This window comes from Streptomyces sp. NPDC055140, assembly GCF_053607285.1.
In genome coordinates this window covers 1-3,538 of the sequence record NZ_JBSGTG010000124.1, presented here as the reverse complement: position 1 = coordinate 3,538, position 3,538 = coordinate 1, and the positions used below count along the sequence as shown (strand labels likewise).

Genomic DNA, 3,538 nt, shown 5'->3' with positions numbered 1-3,538 from the left:
AGGCGTGCAGGGTTTCCTCAAGTGCCGCCGCCTGCACGGGCGTCGGCAGGAGTTTCACCTGCACGGTCAACTTCACGACCGTGACGCTACCTGCCACCCGACGTACCGGCATTCGAACAGCGCACATTCCTCGCCGGGCGCTGCGGCCCGGTTTCTTGCGTGCGCTCCGCGCCCGTTGCCGCGGCGATGCTGCGCATCGCCACCACAGGATGCGATTCCTCCCGGGGGTGAACCCTCGGGGTTCCTCGCAAGAGCACGCTGAAGTGGTGGCACCCGCGTGAAGTCGCTTCTTATGCCGGTGCCGACCTCTTCTCCCCCCGCGACCTCGCGACTCTTTTGACGGCATTGATCACCTCTGGTGTTCCATCCAGGCCAGCGCGGCTTGGTCTCTGAGCCGACAGCCCATGTCATGGTGCGAGCAAGACTCTCTTGCGCAGGAGGGCGAAGCCTGCGCGGCCGAACATCTGGCGCTTGAGCATCTTGATCCCGTTGACATGGCCTTCAACGACGCCCGAGTTCCAGGGGAGGGTCGGGCCGGCAAGGACAGCGTCATGGTCGCGGTCGCTGCCCGCGGCGCGGGGGCGATTGCGTGGCCCGCGCACAGCAGACGGGGAACAGCAACACGAGAACCACCTCCTCGTAACCGTGCCCCGCTGCTGTCAGCCCTCTCCGCGCGGTACGAGGCGCACGTGGGCGCGTGGGCTGGATGGCGCTTCGGGCCGCGGGGCGCGGGCCCAGCCGGAGGCGTGCATGGTCTCGGTCTCCCAGTCTCCGAACAGCTGGGGCAGTGCCTTCGGATCGCGGTCCGAGTCGCGGTGCCACTGGATGAATGCGTGGGCGGCGGGGCGATGGGCGTCGCAGGCCGGGCAGAGCTCCATCCAGACGCCGGTCATCAGCGGGCCGTGCCAGTGCAGCAGGAGGTCGCCTCGGCAGCGGGAGCAGGGCCGGGCCGGCTGCTCGTCTTTGTCTCGGTCAGTCGTGTGCCGCGAGACGATCCGGAAGAGGTGCGGGCCGCCTGCCGCGTCCGGGAGGCAGCCTGGCCGCTCGCCCATCCGCGGGCGAGAGCGCCAGCACGGCGACGGCCGAGCTGTTCGGGGCAAACCCGGTCAGGACAGCGGGGAGATGGGGGTGGGTAGGGCAATCGTGGAGGTGGCGTGGGCGATGTTCTCCGGACCGTTCTGCGGGGGCCAGATGCCGCGTTCGTAGGAATCACGACGGATCTCCAGCCGGGTGTTGAGGTCGGGGAAAGGCCAGATGTGGGTGATACGGGGGACGCCGTCCAGGCCGTACATAGCGGTCGTCAGGGGGTAGAGGCGGGTGCGTTCGGGCACTGCGGCCTCCCATCCGGCCATCGTGGGAACGAGACCCCCGACTTTGAGGTGGTAGGTGCGGAACTCGTATACCGAGCCGTAGCGTCCGGGTTCGACCGGTGGAAGGAAGGGAAACGGAGCGTAGCTTTCCACCTGGAAGGCGGTCAGATGCTGCCCGATGCCGAACGGGTCCGAGCTGGTGAGGACGCGCCTTCGTTCCTCGGTGAGTTCCTCGGAGTTCTCGAAGCCGCGAAGGAGGAGCAACTGCCCGACGATGGTGCCGTGTTCTGGCTCCCAGCAGCCGAGCAGCTGGCCACCGGTGGAATCGCTTGTGGTGTAGGCCTCCAGCGCGGACAACGCCTTCGGGACCGAGTACAGCTCGAGTGACAAGGTGGCGAGTTCGTAAAGCATGGTGGGCGTCTCCCGGTGGTTTCCATCCTGCTTCTCTTATTGAGTGAGCTCCGCAAGGCGCTCGAACAGCTTGGCGTCGCTGAGACCGGCGCGGCTCGACTCCTCGCCGAGCACCCCGAAGATCGGGTCCCACCGGGTGCACGTCATCTCCTGCACCTGCCCCTCCGCCAGGTAGGGGTCGGTGGCGACGATCTTGTACAGCTCCTCTTCATCGGCTGCTGCGAAAACCAGCAACGCGGTGCGCTCCCGAGCCTGGCCTGGCTGCCCCGGCGTCGCTTCTGTGCGGGTGGTCGGCCCTGAAGCACGCAGCTGACCCGACTCCGCTCGCCCGACCAGCCACCGCAGGTGCGCATCGAGGTGTCGCGCCCAGCCGGTGGGATCACGGTGGACATAGCTGACGACGAAGTGCGGCACCGGCCTTGCCTTTCTTGATCTCCGGCGGTTCGCGCGGCCGCCTGACAACGACACCTCATCACCGAAGCGGTAGCTGGATTGCGGCAACGCGATGCAAGAACTAAAGTGAAACAGTACTTTAGTTTCGAGCGCAACCTCAGAGGGGAGGAACCTCAATGGACGCCCCCACCGGAGCAGCCGGAGCACCGAAACGGCCCCGGCGCCCACGCAGCGCCCGGGCGCATAACGCCGTACTGACGGCCACCAGCGCACTCATGCGCGAGGACGGCATCCCGGCGATCACCATCGACCGCATCGCCGGCCGGTCCGGCGTGAGCACGGCCACGATCTACAAGCATTGGCCCTGCAAGGCCGCGATCATCGCGGAGGCGTTCGGTCGCGACACCGCCAAGGCGGTGGCACTCCCCGATACCGGCCGCCCCATCGACGACCTTGTCACCTACGCGGCCGATCTGCTGACCTACTACACCAGCTCGGAAGGCGCCCTCTTCGGGCAGTTGCTGGCCGCCTGCGCGACCGAGCCGCAGGCCGCACCGTACTTCCACGAGTTCTTCCTGACGCCCCGCCGGACAGCACTGGAGCCGTGCTGGGAGCGGGCCGCCGAGGCAGGGTTGACCCGGCCGGGCGTGGACGCGGCGACGGCCACGGACGTACTGATGGGCCCGCTGGTGTTCCGCCTGCTGTCCGGGCACGGATCGCTCGCCCACGATGAGGGGCGCAAGTTGGTGGAGTACGCCCTGCATGGCCTGCTCGCCCCGGCGCCTCAGCCTTAGGTTGCACCCGGCGCCGCCTCCGCGGCAGCCGCGTCTATATGCAGCGCCCAAGTGGGCAGGTCGGCCAAGGACCTGGGTGACCCTGGCGCGACTGCCCGCCTGGTGGACCGGAACGCACCCACCGGGCACACGGTGTTCGCACAGCACATGAAACCGGGAGAGAGGCGCCGTCCGTAGGTGGCGAAGCAGGCCGCGGACCTGCTCGCGGTCGGTCAGCAGCTGCGGCAGGCCGCGATCCCCGTCCCAGACAGCGCCACCCGCACGAAGCCCGCCACGAGCTTCCCCCGTGGCGGCCGCGTCATCCGTGTCACCGGTGAGGTGGCCCGGGTGCGGCAAGACTGGGAGCCGGAGGACCTCATCGAGGTCTGGACGCTGCTCGAGGGCGCTCCTCGCTCCAAATCAGATAATCACCACATCGTGGCCACCTGCCGATGAAAGCGAAGTGGACAAATCCAACCCGTCGCCAAAGAGTTACTCAGCGCTACTCGCCACTTGGTGGCAGCCATACGAGAACTGGGCCTGATCGCGGACGGCGCGGGAGGTTTCCCCCTGGTCGTGGACACCCTGGACACTGGATCTATGAAGTTCCAGAGATCAGGAGTTCCCGTTGGGGACCTACAAGTACTCGGC

5 protein-coding genes and 1 pseudogene are annotated in these 3,538 nt (G+C 67.6%); 2 read left to right on the top strand and 4 right to left on the bottom strand.

The genetic code is table 11. The features are described from left to right. Positions 1–407 precede the first annotated feature (407 nt). The 4 genes and pseudogenes from ACWFR4_RS48040 to ACWFR4_RS48025 form a co-directional block, all read right to left on the bottom strand. Positions 408–575, bottom strand: a pseudogene (locus ACWFR4_RS48040) (ISL3 family transposase); the annotation flags it as partial. Between the two features lie 84 nt (positions 576–659). Continuing rightward, the gene (locus tag ACWFR4_RS48035; protein ID WP_453658212.1) at positions 660–1,052 is read right to left on the bottom strand and encodes a DUF6300 family protein; all 393 of its coding nucleotides are present in this window, start codon (positions 1,050–1,052) and stop codon (positions 660–662) included. A 54-nt stretch (positions 1,053–1,106) separates the two neighbouring features. Then, positions 1,107–1,721 carry an NIPSNAP family protein gene (locus tag ACWFR4_RS48030; protein ID WP_453658210.1) on the bottom strand — a complete coding sequence of 205 codons (615 nt, stop codon included), beginning with the start codon at positions 1,719–1,721 and terminating at the stop codon, positions 1,107–1,109. Positions 1,722–1,757: 36 nt separating this feature from the next. Next, on the bottom strand, positions 1,758–2,135 hold the full coding sequence (locus ACWFR4_RS48025; RefSeq protein WP_453658208.1) for a YciI family protein: 378 nt from the start codon (positions 2,133–2,135) through the stop codon (positions 1,758–1,760). A 155-nt stretch (positions 2,136–2,290) separates the two neighbouring features. Between ACWFR4_RS48025 and ACWFR4_RS48020 the strand changes: the two genes are divergently transcribed. Together ACWFR4_RS48020 and ACWFR4_RS48015 are read left to right on the top strand one after the other, a co-directional pair. Continuing rightward, positions 2,291–2,908, top strand: coding sequence for a TetR/AcrR family transcriptional regulator (locus tag ACWFR4_RS48020; protein ID WP_453658206.1), 618 nt, complete (start codon positions 2,291–2,293; stop codon positions 2,906–2,908). A gap of 177 nt (positions 2,909–3,085) precedes the next feature. Then, the gene (locus ACWFR4_RS48015) at positions 3,086–3,343 is read left to right on the top strand and encodes a hypothetical protein (RefSeq protein WP_453658204.1); all 258 of its coding nucleotides are present in this window, start codon (positions 3,086–3,088) and stop codon (positions 3,341–3,343) included. The last annotated feature ends 195 nt before the right edge of the window (positions 3,344–3,538 follow it).